Consider the following 13,468-nt stretch of genomic DNA (forward strand, 5'->3'; position numbering starts at 1 on the left):
ATTTCTAATCGTAGAAAAGGATTGTATTACTCCTAATAATATTATTGTAACTAATATTAGTATTATAGGTATAATTAATTTTTTTACCATTTTTTGTCGAGTAGACTTACGACGTTCCACTATTAATACTTAAAAATAGATTGCATTCCATATTAGACGAAATGAATAAATTTATATAATTTGCATGAAATATGGGTTATTAAGTACTTTTCTCAATTATTTTCAGTATTATATCTTTCAGTTTCTTTACATTCATCCTTATAAATTTCTCTCCTATGCTTATATCAATTTTAAATTCTCCTATATTTATTATTCCTTGAGGATTAGCTTCTGATGTAGTTATAGTATCAAATACTCCTTCTTTTACTGAAAAATCATCACCTAGTCTGTTCTCTTTAACAAGAGAAGGATAAAGGTACTTAATTACTGAAGACTCAACAGTTCCTGCATGTAAATCTTTTCCTTGAAAGAAATCATAATCAGGATAAAAAATGTAAACCTTCTTTTTGTTCTTGAAGTTTATTTCTCTCTTTACTAATTCTAGTACTGCTTGGTTTCCTCCGTGGGCGTTAATTATTACTACAGCCTTTGAAAACTCTAGGGCTTTTTTCACTACCTCTACCATGTAATTAAAGAAGGTAACGTAAGATACTCCAACGTAAGGAAAATTACCGTGCTCTATTGAGCATGTATAATAAATTGTTGGGAATAAGAGCACGTAGTCTTTCATTTCCTCTTCTACTCTTTTGACAATTTCCTCAGCAATTATTGAATCGCTACCCATTGGCAAATGAGGACCGTGCTGTTCAATACTACCTACCGGTATTAATGAAACCTTATCCTTAATCTCATCCCTAGTCGAATAAAGCAAATACATAAATAATTAGGTTAACACGGGCTTTAATTCTCTTGAGAATCTCCATTTGAGCTTATTCCCTTATTCTTTCAGTTACTGCTAGAAAACTTGAATATAGAACTTCCCTCATATTAACTTCTCTTAAATTCCTCGTCCTTATATCATCTCTCGGATTTGCAATCAGCATTTTTACTCCTGCCTTCTTCAGTATTCTATATGAAGGGAAGCACAGAGAACCGTGAGGGGCAATTACTTCATTAGCTTTAAGTTCTACGCATTCTTTAGCAACTACAGGTCTCTTCATAGGGGAATTTAGTGCAGGGTTATTCCTCTTTTCGAGGATTTCTCCATTCTCATTGAGGAGAATTAAATATCTTGCTTTAGAAAAGATCTCAAATTTCATGTTATCGTTTACTGTGGTACAGATTATCACAAGTTAATTATCTTTCCTAGGGTTAAAAATTAGTATTAACATTCTTAAAACAAAGTTATCCTCTCTTTTCACTCAACAGTACTGCAATAAAGAAAGCTAAAGATACTGGAATTAGTAAAGCGAATGAGTACCTTATCCCCACGTAACTTACCAAAGACGAAATAATTATTGGTACGAAAGAGGTAAAAGCGGTCATTGTGGCTGAGAAATAACTGTTCGCAATATTTCTCTCATTTTCTGAAAAACTCCTAGTTAACGCAATCAAGGAAGTAGGATAAGTAAGTCCGTGTGGTATACCGAGGACTATCAAAGCTATAATGTAGAATATTAAGGAATTTGATAGGAAGACCATTGCCAAACCTACAATTGTTAAGCTTGCCGAAATCCATATTGGTAATCCCAAATCTCTTGGAGGGAATATAGTCATCATTAACCTTCCTAAAAAGGAGGTTGCAAAGAACATCCCAAATAGTGCAGTTGCCAAAGAGTAAGATGCATGAAAAGAATCAACTGCATAAATCCCTCCGAAAGTTGTTAAAGTCCCGAAAGGTAGAGCGTACATTAGGTTAAGGAAAATAGATAACCTAAAGCCGTGATTATTCCAAGTATTAACTTTTATCCTTTTTTCGGAATCCTCGTTAGGAAATTTTACTGTGAAAGAAGAGAGTGCAACTAGGCCTGCAAAGATTGAGAAGAATAGGAAAGCTTGAAAAAGGTTGAATCTCAACAGTATTGCAGACTCAATTAAAGGACCTAATATGAGTGAAGTGCTTAAAGCTAATGTGTAAAGTGACAGCATTCTTTCCCTGGTCTTCTGGTCTTGGAAGAGCCCTGCAGACGTTATTATATTGGGCATTACCATACCTAAAGAAAAGCCAACTACGGAAGTTAGTATCCAAACGTTGTAGGAGTTTGAGAAATAAAAGAATGGGAAAATCACTGCATAAGCTATTGATGAGATTATGAAAGCTTCTCTCCTTAAAGGTGAGGTAAGCCTTGAGTTTACTAGTCCGCTGGCTATGAAAGCTGAGAGTAATGCTAGAGAGGAAATTACTCCTATTAGAACACTTGAGAAATGAAAATAGTATTTAGCAATTAATGGTAATGTGGTTACTAACATGTTGTTTGAAGCCCTTAAAGAGAACGTTATGATTACTATTATCACGGCGTAAATGAGTATCCTTCTGTTCATAAAGATATGCTTAGAAACAAAAGATATATCGTTTTCTCAAAATTTTTAGAGTAATTAATTAAAGGAGAAATACTTTATATAAACCTATGGAAGAAGAGTATCTCGTTTATGACGATGATGGAAGTCTTTTAGGTAAGTTTTCTGATGTTGATTCTTTGTATAGTTTTGTTTTGGAGAAGACTAAGGATGGTAAGAAGGTAAAAATAAAAAGTCACTCTAAAGTCTATTTCCTTTTGTGAGAATAAAGGCTAAGGTTGGCAATATTGAAGATTGGTTTGTTATAGATACCAGCTTCAGTGGTGAGATGTTAGTTAATTATGAAATATTTGATAAAATTCAATTCCCTACATTTGATGCCGGATTGGTGTGCATAACCGCAAATGAGTGTTATAGGGCTTCCGGTAAGCTTTCTGCTGTAAGAATATTAAATAATGAAATTAACGTGATTGTATTATGGATTCCTCAGTTGAATGAGAATTTGATTGGAGGAAAAAGCCTTAATAAAACTTGGTTTGGTGATTAATTATAAGAACCTTACTGTTTCTGATCCTTAACCATTAATGAAAAGAAGATACCTTGATCCACGTGGTACTCTACTTCAGAAAACCCTGCATTAAAGAAGTCCTTCCTTATGTTCCTTACAATTTCAGGCTCTATGAGTATAAAGTAACCTTTGTCTTTTATTACCTTACTAACTTCTCCTGCTAATGTACTTCTTTCCTTCCTTACCGTATTATAAAAATAAAGGGCCGAGTAAGCTAAATCAAAAGTCTTATCCTTAAAAGGTAAAGGAAATAGATTTTCTACTAGATTAGAATCTTCTCCCCTTAAATAGTTCTTCACTTCCTTGTCAGTAATTTCATTATTCCAAACTTCTATGGAAACTAAGGAAGGAGGTTTAACTTCCTTCTCTACAGAGAGTGTTACTAAACAGTTCCCGCAACCGATTTCTAGAACTCTTCTAGGGTTTAACCTCTTTATGAATGATGAAACCAATTTTCCTATCCTTACCTCCTCACAAATTGTAATTCCCATTCTCCTAAAAGGCTTATAATTCCACGAGTTTATGCTGTCAAAAATAGATGACATAGTTTATTATGTTATCTTTAATTTATAAATTATGATAAATAGTAGTCTGCTTAATAATCCTCAAGATTAATCTTCTTTATTTCAAAATTCTTAGTTATAGCTGTAAAGTATCTATCAATGTAAAGTTTATAATCCTCCTTAGTGTTTATCAAGTGTTCTCTGACTATCCCAGAAACGTAATCTGCAGAGTGAATTAGTTTGCATTTATCGTGACCTGTAAAATCTATCCTAACAATGCTAGCTAAAGTCCAGTTACGAAAATTAATAAGGATATATTGCCTATCGCTGTTTCTTAGTATAGGAATTCTATCGTAATGTACAATAATTCTTTTTCCCGCAACGTATTTTCTTAAGTTTAATCCCAAAATTTTTCCGTAAATTTCTACCACATGAGGACTCAAGTTTTCCTTTTTATTTATTATTAATGAAACTCCACGCAAGTTTGATAACACCTTGTTCACGAATACTCCTTTAACATCTTTACCTAGCTTAGACGGCTTAGGTAAGTCTTCTGACCATTTGAAATATTTTATATCTTTTCCCGTAAGTTTTTGTGCATCTCTAATTGCCTCATCGTATAGTCTAAAGTAAGTATTCACGTCATCTATTAGTACTGCAGAGATTACAAAGGGTTTATCATCGTTAGGATTTCCTGCCTCGTCTACTGCTATATTAATTTCCACACTTGTGTAAAGGTAAGTATACATATAAATATTAGTTAACTAAATGGTACAGAAAGGCTTAATTACGCTTTTGATGAATTATTATTTGGGAGTGCACGGGGATACGTGCACGATGATCAAAACTAACGAGTGCACGGGGATTCGTGCACTATGAGTTCAAACTCGTATAATTCCTAGCGATGAGATCTTCTATCATATTTTATTATGGCTAATTATTTTCATGTAATATACCTTCTTAAGGTTAAATCAATAATATTTTATATAGATAAAAATTCAGATAGTCAAATAAATTAACAATTAAAAACTGGAAATTTTTAGATTCAAATTTCCTCTATTTTGAGATCAATTTCTGGAGAATATTTATCAATGTGTTAATTTCATCTTCCGTTAATACATTAAGTTTTTCCTTAGTTACGTCAGCATATATTTTTTCAGCCTTCACTAAAATTTCCTTACCTTTTTCTGTCAGTTCTAATTGTATAATCCTCCTATCTTTTTCGCTTCTAACCCTCATAACTAAGCCTAATCTTTCTAACCTATCTACGGCGTACGTCATTGCAGATTTTGAAACTCCTAAAATGCTTGCAAGTTTAGCGGGAGTATAAGGAGATATGCTCAGCATTTTTATTATACCGACATCTAAAGCCGAAAGATCTCCCTCTCCTATTCTTTTTAACGCTTCACGATTTATTTCCTTATATATTATTGACATTATTCTTAAGACTTCAAGTTCTTTAGACTCTATTTCCTTCATTGTTTACACCTCTCTTACTCGGTGGATCATTTTCAATAACTTCTTCAGCAATTGTCCTTCCTCCTCTCAATGCAGAGACTATAGCACCTAGGAAAGCCATAGTTGCCCCTATGTAGAAAGAAATCTTAAGTGCGTGCATGAAAGAAGGAGCAATAGCCTCTGGGAACCATTGTTTACTTGTGAGCGTCGCAATTGTAGAAGGGCTTAGAGAAGCTGTTAATTGATGAGGCAATGTAGAAAGTATTGCGCCTACTGGGTTGTAACCCAGAAATGCAGAAAACAATGCACTTGTTACAGGTATTTTAGACATTATGGGAGCCAACTGAGGAGCGCCAGCTTCAGTAACAGCTTGCGAGAGCGCTGTAGGCAAAGTTGCAGCCAATACACCTATTATTATAGTGAAAAACAGCGCTAAGCTGGCAGTCTGTGCTGAATTCTGTAGCGTAGTCCTCATCCCTGATGCTGAACCTCTATGCATTCTTGGAACGCTATTCATTATTGCAGTAGTGTTTGGGGCTCCGAACATTCCACTACCTAATCCCATAATGAAGATAATAGCAGCAAATTCTGGGTAGTTAAAGTCGTAAGGCAAAGTGCTGAGCGCTATGAACGCTGCACCTACTATTATCAAGCCTACAGTAGCTAAAGTCCTTGCGCCGTACCTATCCGATAATGCGCCGCTTATTGGCCCCATTATTACGAATCCTAACATCATAGGTATCATATAAACTCCAGCCCAGAATGGAGTTGAAGAATAGCTATAACCGTGCAAAGGTAGCCATATGCCTTGAAGTAAAATTATAAGAACTATCATTATTCCTCCGAAAGCAAATGCGAAGAGTAACTGAGAAATTCCGCCCATTAGAAACGCCTTTATCTTAAACAGTTCAAGTCTGAACATAGGATACTTCATTCTTTTCTCTATAAATGGAAAAGCTATTAAAAGCCCTGCACCGGCCACTAGAGAAGCGATTACGTATGGATTTGTCCAGCCCATTTGTGAAGTTCCGTATGGCATTAATCCGTATGTCACACCTAGTAGCAATAACACTAGTCCACCAGCAAAAACTAAATTACCTATCCAGTCTATTCCCTCTCCCTTGGCAGTTCCTCCGGTCTCCTTCAGTTTTAAGTAGCTCCATATTGTGCCTAAAATTCCAACCGGAACGCTTACTAAGAATATGAACCTCCAGTTTATTGTAGCTAATATTCCTCCTAAAACTAGACCTACTAGAGACCCTGCTAATCCCGCTATTTGATTTATACCTAATGCCTTACCTCTCTCCGTTACAGGGAATGCATCCGTTATTATTGCAGCACTGTTTGCAAAAAGAAACGCTGCACCTATTCCTTGAATTAGCCTAAAAATTATGAGTTCTAAAGCACCAAGATCTCCGGTATTAGGCGTTAAGAAAAGTAAGATAGATCCTATAGTAAATACGGCAAAACCCAAATTGTATAAACGAACTCTCCCGAAAATATCTGAAAGCCTGCCAAAAGTGACAAGGAAAGCTGCAGTTATTACGTTATACCCCATTAAAATCCATAATAAGTATTGAAAAGACGACGGTTCCACCGGGTTTATATCAATTCCTCTAAAAATAGCTGGAAGGGAAATCAGAATTATTGTACCGTTTATTGCCGACATTAGAACTCCAATTGTCGTATTTGAAAGTGCAATCCACTTATATTCAACCATGTGAATCAGTTTAATACTTAATAGTTAAGTTATAAACTTTTCTTAACTGAACTACTTTAGAGAGGCTAGGCTTTCAAACCTTTATAAACGTTAGATAAGCAAAATAATAATTAAGTAAATATTTAATGTAAGAGTAATAAACATACCAATGAAGATAAATATACTTTCTGAGGTTTTAAAAATCAAGATCTTTTACCGAAATATGGAAGATAGTGATGTAATTTGAGGAATATCGATATCTTTTAAACTTCAATAGAGTATAACTAAAATTCTTACAATTTATAGAATAAATTGAATGATGGTTTTCGGCTAACACTTATTGTTTTAAAAAGCGAAGAAACTATTAATGAACTTACTTGATGAAGGTATAAAACACGATATATATCTATTCTGTAAGCAGAAGCTTAACCTTCATCCTAGTGAAGATAACTATAACGAATTCCTTTCAGTATTTAAGGACTATAAAGAAGACCTTCGTAGGAACGAGTACGAGTATAATGCTGAGAATATATTGTCTTTAAACGAGGTAATAAATGATGACGCATTAAAGTATAAAGTATTTATTGAACCTAAACACGATGGGACCCAAATTGTAATGAAAGTTGATGATAAAGTTCACTTGAGTCATAAGAGCGGTTCAAGGATTGATAAACAGGATATGAGTTTACTCTTCGGAATCTTTATAAAGTTCCGCGAAGACTTCCTTGAATTAATGGCGAAAGCTAAGGAAGAAGGAGTAGTAATAAAGATGGAAATATTTGGTAAGGAGTACTCTCCTTTTAAAGTTGAGAAAGAACCTCTCACCTTTTCTGTTTTTGACGCGCTTAAGGGCAATCGTTATTTATTGCCTACAGAATTTTCATTTCCTCATTCAGTAGACTTCATTGAAGTTAAAAGCTCGAAAGATGTAGACTCTAAGAAAGTTTTATCGTGGTTAAAAAGTAAGGAAGGGGTCGTTGTAAAAATTTATGACAGTACGCTTCCATATAAGAAGGCTAGAAATTTTAATATGTTAGTTTTTAAATATAAACCGTTTGTTGGTCAACTGGTTAATGAAATGAAGAGTAAAGATCAAGGAAAGTTTTCTGCAGTATTATCTGAATTAATTACAGAATATGCTAAGGATAAAGATAAGCCTTTTGATGAGTTGCTGAAGAGAGTAAAAGAAGATCATGAGGAATTGAGAGATTTTATAGATAGAAATTACGGGACAATTAAGGACTTCTGGTTTAATAGTGAGACCGTAAGATCGTTATTACGGTTAATGCAATAGGTAGTTAAGATTTTTGACCTGTATTTCATAATATAGGCGATGATTTAATGTTAATTAGAACTTCAGCTGATGTATATTTGGAAGAGGCTGATGAGTTTTTGAGTAAAGGCGATTTAGTTGATGCTTGTGAAAAATACTACAAGGCTGCAAGAGAGGCTATAATACTTTTAGCTCATAAATTCAATATTAGTTTGGAAAACATAGAAGAAATTGTAACAAAATTGGCTAATATTTTAGGAGATAAAATAATACTTTACTGGGCTGGGGCTTCACTACTTTACACCGCTAGAAGGAGCTTTGATGCTGAATTGATAAGGATATATAGGGATGACGTAGTTGAGCTCCTCAACCTTGCAAATGAAAGAATTAAGTTAATTTAAAAATTTTCATCTAACTTGCTTTGTTGTGTACTTCAATTTCTCTAGGTGTTAAACTCATCAGTTTTTATTAAATTCTAAATCATATGTCGAATTAAAAGTGAATTTAACGTTGGATTTGATAAAAATTAAAATAATTCACAAAGTACATCTAACTATTTCTTGGCTTCAGGCTAAGAAAAACTGTATCTAAGTGATTTATCCTTCTCAGTCATATATATGTATGTGGCTTTCCATATCTCCATGAGTCTTTAAGATAAATATCTATAGGATCTGCTAGCTGGATTGAGAACTTGTATGCGAAACTTCCATCGCCAAACTTATCTTCTACTATTTCCATTGTTATTCTTCTTACCTCTCTTTCTTCTGCTATTCCCAATAAATGTAAGTATTCATGCAAAATAACCACGTAAAGATAATCATGTTCGTATTGGGTATATCTGAATTGAGAATAAGGAATTTCATTAATATAGATTGTATCATCTCCTGCTCTAACGAAACCTAAGACAGAAGGATTAAATCTAGCTAAAGTTACCCTTGCGTTAGCTTCCCTTCCTTTTCTCGCTTTAACGTCCTTTTTGACTTCATTTAGTACGATATCCAGATCGGGTATAAAAGGCATGCATAATTATCGATTTTTAAAAATAAAACAGTTCTTAACTAAGGGGGAATTGAGCTTCTCTAGTGCTTGAAGTTTACCATTTAATATAGATTATCAGGTAATGCTTCTTAATTCCCTTCATTAACTTTTAATTCATTCCTGACAAATTCTTCTATTTTTCTCTTAACTATACCTTCATAATGTTGAATTCTTCCCATGTAATCTTCAATAGTAGGATCTATAGGTAATCCGAAACCTTCATATTCTCCAAAAGGCTTAACAATCTTACCGTCGCAGTCCATGTAAGCTAAATTAACTATAATCTTTGGATCCTTTCCTCTGTCTTTTAAATACTTTATTATATAGTCAACAACTTTTTTCGTTATTTTAGAAGGCGTAGTTACTACTATAGGAGTAAAATCTGAGATTCTTTCCAGTACTAAAACCTCATCTCCCAGTCCGGGTGGTAGGTCAAATATAACGTTCTTTGTAGAAATGTGAGAATAAGCTATTAAGGATTCCATTATACTCGACTGATTTCCTCCTGGCAATATAACATAATTATCCTTAACTATTCCACTTAAACTTACTATTTTAGTAGTTTCAACTTCGAACGGTTCAATACCATTTTTAGTAACTTCATGCAGTTTACCATCAAGCCCGAAAAGCTTTGGTATAGCCATAGTGTGAATATCCAGGTCGATTAACGTTGAGTCTTTCATGACTAAAGATAAGAGAGACGATATTACACTTTTTCCAACACCGCCTTTAGCACTCATTACTGCATACACTTTCTTTCCGGAAAGCTTATCCTTGGCTAATTGTCTTAACGGTTCCATTTTCCTCCACCTCTATTTCGTCAATTGTCATGTCTTGAGACTGAAGAATAATATCATGAGAACCGCAGTAAGGGCATTTAATGAAAGAAGGAGCTAAAGCTGGCATGAGATGCATAGGGTATTCTTCCCCAAACTCAGATCTAACTTGTTCTATTTGGTCTTTAACCTCATTGAGTGAAAATTCCTTACCGCAGTTTTTGCACTTAAATACTGGGTCCTTAAACTTAACCTCAAGTTCTGCCTCATCAAGGACTGAGTCTTTCTTCATCATGTCAAACGCTTCTTTCAAAATTTCTACGTCAAGGAAAGAGAAAGTAGGAACTCCTAAAACCACTTTTTTGACCTTTATCTTTTTATCGTCAGCCCAGTTTATGACTGTCCTAATTACTGAGTCGGCAACCGACCACTCATGCATAATTATCTTTTGCTTTTCATTATATTAATTATTACTCTTTGCGTTAACGGAGATAAATAAGTTTGATAAAAAATATTTATGGTAAAACATAAATGTTATTCCCGTTAATTATATTATGCAAAGTAAAGTTATAGATTCATTAATTTCTCATGCTAAAGAAAATGATACGGAAGTGAAAAACGTTACAGTAGGCGTAACCTGGACTTGCGTACTTTCAAAGTACTGTGGAGTTTCAATGACATATAACATGAATACCGAAGATTTGGACATAAAGGACTTTGGACATTTAGAAGAAAAATCTGTAGGAGAACTTGCGGGTTATCTTAAGTCTTGGAATCTTTTAGAAGCAAGCGTGGGTTTAGCTTCAATAAATTCTGTTATAGAACCTAAAGGTAATACTGAAGCTAATGGCTTAGACATTGCACTAGAGTATGGTAAAGGAAAGAAAATAGTAATGATAGGAAAGTTCCCTGGTTTACAGAAATTCAAGGAAGTTGCAAAAGAGTTTGTAGTTTTAGAGCTCAATCCCTTCCTTATAGATTCTTCTCAAGGTATTCTTCCTTCTACTGCCGCAGAGACTGTAATTGAAGACAGCCAAGTTGTAGTAATAACTGCAACTACTATTATAAATAAATCGATTGATAGGCTTTTAGAACTGTCCAGAAAGGCTAACGCTTATGTAATTTTATTAGGGCCTAGTACTCCTATGCTGGATTTAATGTTCGACTTCGGAGTTGACGTATTAGCAGGAATAAGAGTTAATAGGCCTTATTCGTTTATAAAGAAAATAAGTCAAGGCTGTGGGATGGTTAATCCAAGTAAGATGGAAGGAGATGTTTCATTCATAGTAAGGACACGTTAAAGCCTTGCTAATGAAAAGTTCCTCTCCGTAATATTCTGCTCTCTATGCCCTTTAGCTACCGCATTAGAATTCTATTACTTTCCCTACTCCTGCGTCAATGAACTTATCCTTATGTTCTGCAATCAAACTCTTTATTAGGTTTCCGCTACAATGAGCAGGACCTATTTTGTTCAACTTAAGCAATTCTTCAGATACTTTTACAACTTTATCTTTTGGTGAGGATAATAAATGAAAACCTCCTAGAGAGGCATAAACGTTTTCTCCCGTAACCTCCTTTGCATGATTTATTATATTTAGAATACCGGAATGTCCACAACCCGTTAATGTTACTAATCCATTTTCAGTGTTCATGTAAAGCGCCGCATCATCCTTCATATGGTCTCCAACAACTGAAGAATCCTTCGTTGTAAACAGACCTGCTGTATATTCATCATAACCGTATCTCTTCACTTCTCCACTAAATATTATTCCTTCAGCTATTTCCAAAGGCTGAGAAGTTAGTATTACGTGGAAGTGCTTTTCCATTTCATCTAAGTTCATTGGAATTCCTATATATTCAAGTTTCCCTGACCAGTTTAGTAATTTCTTCTCGAAAACTGAAGGATGAGCAATAACTACTTTACCTTCTAACTTCTTAACGAGTTCGGGATTACCAAACCCTCCTGTATGATCGCTGTGGCCATGACTTAAGACAATGTAGTCTATCTTCTTCAAGTCTATTCCAAGTTTTTCAGCATTATAAAGAACAGGATAACCAGAGTTACCTACGTCGTAAAGTATTTTAGTATCGTCGGTTTCTATTATTGCAGAAAATCCCCACTCTCCTATTAATGGAGGAATTAACGTTGAAACGAAATTATCGCTTAGTACAGTTATTTTTAAGTTGGAAAGTTTCTTCATAATATTCTCTATATAGTTAAGGGATTAAAATTTTTACTTTTCATTACGAATGGATAGTAATTTTGTTGTATGATCTGTTTTTACTCGATTCGTTTACCTTAAAACACTAATACAACTATAGATTATTTCTTACACGTTACTTTTTACAAGTTAATCTAATATATTGGATAGGCTATACATAATTATACTGATAAAAATGTTTCAAAGAGATTTAGCAAAAGCGTTATTTTTCTATGTAAGTGAAATAATTATAACCTCATTTCTTTTTGTATGGCTTTTCAAGATATCTTCCGAAGTCGGAAGTGCTGAAATTTACGTTAAAGGAATTTTTGCCAGTTTTTTCACCTTGGGAGCTCTTGCGTATCTTTTTGGCTTAAGGCATGCGGTAGATGCTGATCATCTTGCAGCAATAGATAATTCAACAAGAAAATTGGTTCAAGAAAAGAAGCCATCCCTATTTACTGATCTCTTCTTCTCTCTCGTCACTCCACTGTTATTATCCATTGCATTAATGATAGCTACTAGAACAGTCGAATCAAGTATTCCGCAGTTAGAGAACATATGTTCCATAGTAGATACGTTAGGTAGTGGTTTATTCCTCTACATTATTGGTTTTCTTAACTTAATAGTCTTTTTTGAAATTTATGAATTATTTAAGCAGGCAAAGAAGGGTAAATTAAATGAAGAAAAATTATACGATGCATTACTAAAAAGAGGCTTTATAATATTTCAGAGGACTATTTAAGATAGTGAACTCTCAATATTACCTTTATCCATAAGGGTTCTTATTTGGCTTAGGTTTCGATACTGCATCAGAAACAGCGTTATTGGCAATAAGTGCCGGAACAGCAGGGGTATTCACAAACATTCCCTTATGGACGTTGCTCGTTTTTCCTTTTACCGCAGGAATGACTTTAGTTGATAGTACTGACGGATTTTTCATGAACGGAGCGTATAGGTGGGCTTTTATGGGAAACCTAATAAGGAAGGTATAATTTAACGATGACGACTATTTCAATCCTGGTAGCATATGTAGTAGGGACATTGGAATTATTAGGTCTACTTCAATCGGAGTTTTGCCTTAGCGGATGGTTTTGGAATATTATAGCAATAATAAACGGCGATGTATGGTAGGGCAATATAGGTGTAATAATTATATCCACGTTCGCTTTAACATGGTCAATCTCCTTAGCATTATATAAGCTTAAAATCGGTAAGTACGAAATACAATATTTAAAAGAAAATAAATAAATTTAAATTATTCCTCTAGACGGCTCTTCTTCTTTTTGTTTTCCTGGTACAGTTTCAATAATAAAGCATGGTTCTTCTCCTTTCTTTATGTGCATTTGTTGGTGCTCTAGCGCTATTGATGCCGGCATTACTTGATTATCCAGTTTACATCTAAGCATAACATCAACTACCATTACTACAGGTTGTTCTGTTTCAGGAAATTGAGATGAAGGCAATATTGTAGGAGGATTTTTGTGTTCCATTA

General features: G+C 34.3%; 17 protein-coding genes and 1 pseudogene. 6 read left to right on the forward strand and 12 right to left on the reverse strand.

The features are described 5' to 3' along the window. Positions 1-199: 199 nt before the first annotated feature. The 3 genes from HS5_RS07365 to HS5_RS07375 all read right to left on the reverse strand — a co-directional run bounded on the left by HS5_RS07365 (position 200) and on the right by HS5_RS07375 (position 2,481). A complete protein-coding gene (locus HS5_RS07365) occupies positions 200-877 on the reverse strand; it encodes a creatininase family protein (protein ID WP_236750603.1) in 678 nt (225 codons plus the stop codon). A 52-nt stretch (positions 878-929) separates the two neighbouring features. Continuing rightward, a complete protein-coding gene (locus HS5_RS07370) occupies positions 930-1,259 on the reverse strand; it encodes a hypothetical protein (protein WP_236753494.1) in 330 nt (109 codons plus the stop codon). A gap of 85 nt (positions 1,260-1,344) precedes the next feature. Beyond that, positions 1,345-2,481: an MFS transporter gene (locus tag HS5_RS07375; protein ID WP_236750604.1), complete on the reverse strand. Its 1,137-nt coding sequence runs from the start codon at positions 2,479-2,481 to the stop codon at positions 1,345-1,347. An 86-nt stretch (positions 2,482-2,567) separates the two neighbouring features. Here HS5_RS07375 and HS5_RS07380 point away from each other — a divergent pair, with 86 nt between their 5' ends. Both HS5_RS07380 and HS5_RS07385 read left to right on the forward strand, forming a co-directional pair. Further along, complete coding sequence (locus HS5_RS07380; RefSeq protein ID WP_236750605.1) at positions 2,568-2,720, forward strand: hypothetical protein; 153 nt, start codon at positions 2,568-2,570, stop codon at positions 2,718-2,720. Further along, positions 2,717-3,004 (forward strand): clan AA aspartic protease, encoded by a 288-nt coding sequence (locus HS5_RS07385; protein WP_236750606.1) that lies wholly within the window; start codon positions 2,717-2,719, stop codon positions 3,002-3,004. Before HS5_RS07380 ends, HS5_RS07385 begins: the two co-directional genes overlap by 4 nt. 11 nt (positions 3,005-3,015) lie before the next feature. On the opposite strand, the gene HS5_RS07390 is transcribed toward HS5_RS07385, so the two are convergent. The 4 genes from HS5_RS07390 to HS5_RS07405 form a co-directional block, all read right to left on the reverse strand. Then, positions 3,016-3,570: a methyltransferase domain-containing protein gene (locus tag HS5_RS07390; protein ID WP_236750607.1), complete on the reverse strand. Its 555-nt coding sequence runs from the start codon at positions 3,568-3,570 to the stop codon at positions 3,016-3,018. A gap of 50 nt (positions 3,571-3,620) precedes the next feature. Beyond that, a complete protein-coding gene (locus HS5_RS07395) occupies positions 3,621-4,253 on the reverse strand; it encodes a hypothetical protein (protein ID WP_236750609.1) in 633 nt (210 codons plus the stop codon). Positions 4,254-4,584: 331 nt separating this feature from the next. Then, positions 4,585-5,007 carry a MarR family transcriptional regulator gene (locus tag HS5_RS07400; RefSeq protein WP_236750611.1) on the reverse strand — a complete coding sequence of 141 codons (423 nt, stop codon included), beginning with the start codon at positions 5,005-5,007 and terminating at the stop codon, positions 4,585-4,587. Beyond that, positions 4,988-6,706 carry an MFS transporter gene (locus tag HS5_RS07405; protein ID WP_236750613.1) on the reverse strand — a complete coding sequence of 573 codons (1,719 nt, stop codon included), beginning with the start codon at positions 6,704-6,706 and terminating at the stop codon, positions 4,988-4,990. Before HS5_RS07405 ends, HS5_RS07400 begins: the two co-directional genes overlap by 20 nt. Positions 6,707-7,052: 346 nt before the next feature. Between HS5_RS07405 and HS5_RS07410 the strand changes: the two genes are divergently transcribed. Both HS5_RS07410 and HS5_RS07415 read left to right on the forward strand, forming a co-directional pair. Beyond that, entirely contained in the window at positions 7,053-7,979 is a 927-nt protein-coding gene (locus HS5_RS07410; RefSeq protein WP_236750615.1) for a hypothetical protein, read from the forward strand. Between the two features lie 47 nt (positions 7,980-8,026). After that, entirely contained in the window at positions 8,027-8,359 is a 333-nt protein-coding gene (locus HS5_RS07415) for a PaREP1 family protein (protein ID WP_236750616.1), read from the forward strand. Positions 8,360-8,567: 208 nt separating this feature from the next. On the opposite strand, the gene HS5_RS07420 is transcribed toward HS5_RS07415, so the two are convergent. The 3 genes from HS5_RS07420 to HS5_RS07430 all read right to left on the reverse strand — a co-directional run bounded on the left by HS5_RS07420 (position 8,568) and on the right by HS5_RS07430 (position 10,211). Next, entirely contained in the window at positions 8,568-8,978 is a 411-nt protein-coding gene (locus HS5_RS07420) for a hypothetical protein (protein ID WP_236750617.1), read from the reverse strand. A gap of 107 nt (positions 8,979-9,085) precedes the next feature. Continuing rightward, positions 9,086-9,796: a P-loop NTPase gene (locus tag HS5_RS07425; RefSeq protein WP_236750618.1), complete on the reverse strand. Its 711-nt coding sequence runs from the start codon at positions 9,794-9,796 to the stop codon at positions 9,086-9,088. Next, entirely contained in the window at positions 9,765-10,211 is a 447-nt protein-coding gene (locus HS5_RS07430; protein WP_236750619.1) for a hydrogenase maturation nickel metallochaperone HypA, read from the reverse strand. The genes HS5_RS07425 and HS5_RS07430 overlap by 32 nt, the downstream gene beginning before the upstream one ends. 115 nt (positions 10,212-10,326) lie before the next feature. Between HS5_RS07430 and HS5_RS07435 the strand changes: the two genes are divergently transcribed. Further along, entirely contained in the window at positions 10,327-11,073 is a 747-nt protein-coding gene (locus HS5_RS07435) for a DUF364 domain-containing protein (protein ID WP_236750620.1), read from the forward strand. Between the two features lie 63 nt (positions 11,074-11,136). On the opposite strand, the gene HS5_RS07440 is transcribed toward HS5_RS07435, so the two are convergent. Then, a complete protein-coding gene (locus tag HS5_RS07440; RefSeq protein ID WP_236750622.1) occupies positions 11,137-11,973 on the reverse strand; it encodes an MBL fold metallo-hydrolase in 837 nt (278 codons plus the stop codon). A 196-nt stretch (positions 11,974-12,169) separates the two neighbouring features. On the opposite strand from HS5_RS07440, the pseudogene HS5_RS07445 reads away from it, so the two are divergent. Then, a pseudogene (locus HS5_RS07445) lies at positions 12,170-13,224 on the forward strand (HoxN/HupN/NixA family nickel/cobalt transporter). A gap of 2 nt (positions 13,225-13,226) precedes the next feature. Here the strand turns inward: HS5_RS07445 and HS5_RS07450 are convergent. Further along, the gene (locus HS5_RS07450; RefSeq protein WP_236750624.1) at positions 13,227-13,466 is read right to left on the reverse strand and encodes a hypothetical protein; all 240 of its coding nucleotides are present in this window, start codon (positions 13,464-13,466) and stop codon (positions 13,227-13,229) included. Positions 13,467-13,468 lie beyond the last annotated feature (2 nt).

The sequence above is a fragment of the Acidianus sp. HS-5 genome, from assembly GCF_021655615.1.
In the GTDB taxonomy this organism is placed as follows: domain Archaea; phylum Thermoproteota; class Thermoprotei_A; order Sulfolobales; family Sulfolobaceae; genus Acidianus.

Bases quoted from the DNA above. Each gene is read 5' to 3' on its own strand.
- HS5_RS07365 (WP_236750603.1), bottom strand. From the start codon at position 877: ATGTATTTGCTTTATTCGACTAGGGATGAGATTAAGGATAAGGTTTCA.
- HS5_RS07435 (WP_236750620.1), top strand. From the start codon at position 10,327: ATGCAAAGTAAAGTTATAGATTCATTAATTTCTCATGCTAAAGAAAAT.
- HS5_RS07420 (WP_236750617.1), bottom strand. From the start codon at position 8,978: ATGCCTTTTATACCCGATCTGGATATCGTACTAAATGAAGTCAAAAAG.
- HS5_RS07400 (WP_236750611.1), bottom strand. From the start codon at position 5,007: ATGAAGGAAATAGAGTCTAAAGAACTTGAAGTCTTAAGAATAATGTCA.
- HS5_RS07380 (WP_236750605.1), top strand. From the start codon at position 2,568: ATGGAAGAAGAGTATCTCGTTTATGACGATGATGGAAGTCTTTTAGGT.
- HS5_RS07450 (WP_236750624.1), bottom strand. From the start codon at position 13,466: ATGGAACACAAAAATCCTCCTACAATATTGCCTTCATCTCAATTTCCT.
- HS5_RS07425 (WP_236750618.1), bottom strand. From the start codon at position 9,796: ATGGAACCGTTAAGACAATTAGCCAAGGATAAGCTTTCCGGAAAGAAA.
- HS5_RS07390 (WP_236750607.1), bottom strand. From the start codon at position 3,570: ATGTCATCTATTTTTGACAGCATAAACTCGTGGAATTATAAGCCTTTT.
- HS5_RS07440 (WP_236750622.1), bottom strand. From the start codon at position 11,973: ATGAAGAAACTTTCCAACTTAAAAATAACTGTACTAAGCGATAATTTC.
- HS5_RS07430 (WP_236750619.1), bottom strand. From the start codon at position 10,211: ATGCATGAGTGGTCGGTTGCCGACTCAGTAATTAGGACAGTCATAAAC.
- HS5_RS07415 (WP_236750616.1), top strand. From the start codon at position 8,027: ATGTTAATTAGAACTTCAGCTGATGTATATTTGGAAGAGGCTGATGAG.
- HS5_RS07410 (WP_236750615.1), top strand. From the start codon at position 7,053: ATGAACTTACTTGATGAAGGTATAAAACACGATATATATCTATTCTGT.
- HS5_RS07370 (WP_236753494.1), bottom strand. From the start codon at position 1,259: ATGAAATTTGAGATCTTTTCTAAAGCAAGATATTTAATTCTCCTCAAT.
- HS5_RS07405 (WP_236750613.1), bottom strand. From the start codon at position 6,706: ATGGTTGAATATAAGTGGATTGCACTTTCAAATACGACAATTGGAGTT.
- HS5_RS07375 (WP_236750604.1), bottom strand. From the start codon at position 2,481: ATGAACAGAAGGATACTCATTTACGCCGTGATAATAGTAATCATAACG.